We start from the raw sequence: 3877 nt of genomic DNA, 5'->3' as shown, positions 1-3877 counted from the left end.
CCTGCAAGGTTGCAAGCTTCCTATCAAATTGGTTCAAGATTATGGTATTAACCTGACCGATGGGAGCGGTATGAATCGAGAGGTTCACGTACCGTTCTGCGAGAGGCTGGCGGGGAAGTTCCGCCGGTCTACTCTAGGCCAGCATTCTCCTTGAGCATTGGCGTAGGTTGCCAGCACGATCAACAAGAGCTTCTGCGTAGTGCTCAGGTTTTCCATACCTGTTGTCTGTATTTCTACTCGGATCAATCTCATCACCCCGATCGTGTACGCGAATGAAATCATTGCTATACTGCTTCCCGAGCAATAGCTTATAGTTTGAGAGGAAACCCGGTAGGAGGTGCAACTCCGATGATCCGGGTTTTTTCTTGTGTGTCAGAAACATAGACTATAAAGGTTCATGCGCAAGGGGGTTGTTTGGTTTGAAACAAGTGACCCTATTGTTTTTAGCAATTTAATCCAGTTGTCTCAGGCGAGACAAACAAGATAAATAAACAGAATAAAAAAACAAGTTGTGCGTTGTTGGCTCAATGGGTGAACATAACACCACTTTATTATGGCTGCTGCTTTTGGCCACCATAAGATCGTTACTGAGTTGCTGGCCGCTTTGCTTAGACTGGCAAAAACAGAAAAGCCATGGGTAAACGCTGCCGATCTGTTTGGGGAGATACTGGCGGCCATGAGAAGGCTGCCAGAAGCACCAGAAGACGTATCAAGGAATCATGCAATCCTCAGGCTTATGGATTGCCTCTGTGAGGACGGTAAAACCGGGTTTTCCTATACCTTTGTGGCCAGCGAAGGACAGGAGCAGGTAGCAGAACTTCTGAAGGCTTTCCCCATCTTGAGTGCTGCCCGGAACGGGCAAACAACCATTGTCGCCCGGATGCTGAAAATTCTGGAGACCTGGCCAGAATCTGAACGTTGCCAGGCAGTCACGACGGTAATGACTCTCTCCAACAAAGACGGGGAAACAGCGCTCCACGTGGCTGCCCAGAGCGATCAACGGAAGGTTGTGGCGCAATTGCTGAATACCTTGGACAGAATGACGGAACCTGAAAGGACTAATGCAATCCAGAAGGTGATGCATGCCGTGGACGCATATGGAGCAACACCGCTGCACTGGGCTGCTTGCAAAGGGCATCACGAGGTTGTGGGGCAATTACTGAATGCTGTGGGCAGACTGCCAGCAACAGCAATGCGGAAAGCCTTCACTGCTGTGGTGAATGCCGCCGACCAAAAAGTTGTGGAGCCATTCCTGAGTACTGCGAATAACTACCAGGAATCAGAACAACAAATTGCTGCTTTCGAAGCAATGATAGGCGCGGTCGCCACATTCAAAAGGACGCCACTGACCGCAGCTGTTGATAACGTCCACTGGGACATCGTGGATCAGCTGATTCAGGCCTTCCCGCTTTTGAGTACTGTTCTGGGCGGGCATAACCAAAGCGTGGAGCAGTTAATGAAAGTGTTGACAGCGTTACCGGGGGAGAAAAGGGGGGCTGCCATTATGGCGGCACTAAAGAAACCCCGGAAAGAAGATGGAGCAACACAGTTGTATATTGCAGCCAGTGAGGGAAAAATTGAGATAATGAAGCTGTTGCTGGATGCCGTGACTACGCTCCTGAATGATGGAAACCGCAAAGAAGCCAGGGAAGTGCTGTACTCCGCCTGCACGGTTAAAGAAGATGAAACCCTGATGGAGATAACCCCGCTCAGAATCGCTGCCATAAACCGGCATGATAAGGCTGTGGAGTTGCTACTGGATGCCATACGGAAGTTATTCAAAATTACATAACAAATGTCGTTTAATCGGCGGCTAATCGTCTTTTGTGGCGGTTAATTCAGCAGCAACCCAAGAAGCTCCACCGGCCTCTTATGATGCCCTTTCACCTGAGACCGGAACAAGGTTAGCGCATTTAAGTGCTCACATTGAACGGTTGGTTGATGGGGGATCAGATAACAAAATGTCGAAATCAGGTGCAGCGGATCAAGCTCAAGAAATTACCTGACAGGGATCAAGGATATGAACTATTGGAAATTACAACGGGTTCCGGTATGCATTCCCACGGGGAACCCGTGGGAACGAGACCATTTGCCCATGTACTTTAGTCAAACTATTTATCCGCTGATTTCAGCTTTGTTTTGTATTGTTGTAGCTTGGAGATTTCCTGTTCAATTATTTTCCTTTCGCTTTCGCTGGCGAATTCAGAGAGAAAATAGAGATCTCCCATTGTCATGTATACTTTGCCTTCCATCGTTAATGCATCAAATTCTGACAAGTTCTGGTCGAGGGGGGTGGAAAGTATTTCTGTAGCGTCTTGCAGCACCTCATCCAGCTTGGGCAGGCTGGAAGTAAGTGAAAAGCCGGGAGCCTTAAAAAAGGACTCAGGACCAAGCCTCGCAAGAGGCAAAGCAACGGCTCTTTCCTGAAGAGAACCCCCTGCGCTTTCTGGCGGGCATTTAGAACATTCATTGCCAATATCGCCAGTTTCACTGGGTTTAACCTCCTTGCCATCAGCAAAAGCATGGCCGACTTGTTCAGTATCCTTTGGCTGCGGAACATATACTGCTGGAGTAGTACTGGTTGGAGGTAGGTTATTCATTCCTGTTTTCCTCTTTGATTGTGTTAAGACTTGGCATGCTGGCCAAGTGAAAGCATATGCTGTCATGCTATCAGACCCCATAGGGTCTGGCGGCAGTTAGAAAAGCGTCAGGTTATATCTTCAAAAAGCGGACTGAACGATGTGATCGAAGATACCATGGCCAATACGCTCAAGACCTTAAGCTTTTTAGGCGGATAGCTTTGAGTTAAGGTCTTTACCAGTAAAATAAAACATAGTTCAATGACCCACCTGCCCCCCAGCCGCTTACGAGTGATCAATAAATATATGGGTGACCTATTTACTTGTTAAGGCTAAATTCAAGTCTTATGTAGACTGAGAGCCGGAATTTTTGTTATTAAATTAATACGCTTTTTATAGCTTTGTAACGTATTAACGTATTGTCTCAGCTCGGAGATTTTTTGTTCGATTGTTTCGCTTTCGCTCGGGGATTTATTGCGATGATGACAAAGATATCCCAAGGTCATGTGTGCTATAGCTGACATTGCTATTGCATCACCTTTTGACCAGTTCTGGTTGAGGGTATGGGAGAGTGTGTCAACAGCGACTTGTAGCACCTCATCCAGCTTGGGTAAATTGTAATAAGAATGAATTAAAGAGTCGGGAGCCCTCAGGGAGGCATCAATGTTCTTACTCATCAGTGTGACCTGATCCCCAAAAAACAATGCAATGGTTCTTTCCTGAAAAGAATACCCTGCGTTTTTTGGCGGGCATTGAGAATGATCCTTGCCTATATCACTGGGTTTAACCTCCTTGCCACCAGCAAAAGCATGGCCGACTTGTTCAGCATCCTTTGGCTGCGGAACATATACTGCTGGAGTAGTACTGGTTGGAGATAGATTATTCATTCCTGTTACCTTTTTAAGACTTGGGGTGCTGTTCAGGTAAAGTTTTATGCTCTCCTGATTTCAGACCCCACAGGGTCTGGCGGTCGTCAGAAAAGCGTCAGGTTATATCTTCGAAAAGCGAACTGCCCAATGTGATCGAAGATTTCATGGCCGTTACACTTAAGACTTTTTGCAAGCTTTAAAGCATGCAAGCTTTAAAGCATATAAATTTGAAATTTAGTAATACGCTTTTAATGGACCAATAAAACAGGAAATAGTTCAAATGACCCACCTGAATGCTCAAGAAATTACAGAACATCCAAAGAATCTATAGCCAGAATGAAATTGATGGGCTCCTTCATTGACCTCCTAAGTCTGTTCGTCCTGAGCGGAGTCGAAGGGCGTAAACTCCATACCCTGAATAAAGACTGT

4 protein-coding genes are annotated in these 3877 nt (G+C 46.5%); 1 reads left to right on the top strand and 3 read right to left on the bottom strand.

Annotation, left to right across the window (positions count from 1 at the left end; translation table 11 throughout):
• Nucleotides 1-84: 84 nt before the first annotated feature.
• Nucleotides 85-216, bottom strand: a complete 132-nt coding sequence (locus KDK15_RS21160; RefSeq protein ID WP_373691335.1) for a helix-turn-helix domain-containing protein — start codon at nt 214-216, stop codon at nt 85-87.
• A gap of 337 nt (nt 217-553) precedes the next feature.
• Between KDK15_RS21160 and KDK15_RS04525 the strand changes: the two genes are divergently transcribed.
• Complete coding sequence (locus KDK15_RS04525) at nt 554-1792, top strand: ankyrin repeat domain-containing protein (RefSeq protein ID WP_257294175.1); 1239 nt, start codon at nt 554-556, stop codon at nt 1790-1792.
• A 319-nt stretch (nt 1793-2111) separates the two neighbouring features.
• Here KDK15_RS04525 and KDK15_RS04520 read toward each other — a convergent pair whose 3' ends face one another.
• Nucleotides 2112-2666 carry a hypothetical protein gene (locus KDK15_RS04520; RefSeq protein WP_257294174.1) on the bottom strand — a complete coding sequence of 185 codons (555 nt, stop codon included), beginning with the start codon at nt 2664-2666 and terminating at the stop codon, nt 2112-2114.
• 251 nt (nt 2667-2917) lie between these two features.
• Nucleotides 2918-3466, bottom strand: coding sequence for a hypothetical protein (locus KDK15_RS04515; RefSeq protein ID WP_257294173.1), 549 nt, complete (start codon nt 3464-3466; stop codon nt 2918-2920).
• Between the last annotated feature and the right edge of the window lie 411 nt (nt 3467-3877).

The sequence above is a fragment of the Endozoicomonas sp. YOMI1 genome (assembly GCF_024606345.1).
GTDB lineage: Bacteria > Pseudomonadota > Gammaproteobacteria > Pseudomonadales > Endozoicomonadaceae > Endozoicomonas.
This window is presented reverse-complemented; position numbering and strand designations above follow the sequence as displayed.